The 290-nt window shown below is 49.3% G+C and carries 1 rRNA gene; it reads left to right on the forward strand.

The features are described from left to right. Nucleotides 1–23: 23 nt before the first annotated feature. Nucleotides 24–290, forward strand: a 16S ribosomal RNA gene (locus FGT79_RS30770); the annotation flags it as partial.

A 290-nucleotide genomic window follows, 5' to 3' on the forward strand; every position in this document is an offset into this window, starting at 1 on the left:
AAGTAATGAGCATTTCAAACACCAATTTGGAGAGTTTGATCCTGGCTCAGGACGAACGCTGGCGGCGTGCCTAATACATGCAAGTCGAGCGGAGTAGATGAGATGCTTGCATCTCAGATACTTAGCGGCGGACGGGTGAGTAACACGTGGGTAACCTGCCTGTAAGATTGGGATAACATTCGGAAACGAATGCTAATACCGAATACGCGATACGGTCGCATGACTGAATCGGGAAAGATGGAGCAATCTATCACTTACAGATGGACCCGCGGCGCATTAGCTAGTTGGTG

The organism is Paenibacillus sinopodophylli (assembly GCF_005930355.1).
In the GTDB taxonomy this organism is placed as follows: domain Bacteria; phylum Bacillota; class Bacilli; order Paenibacillales; family Paenibacillaceae; genus Pristimantibacillus; species Pristimantibacillus sinopodophylli.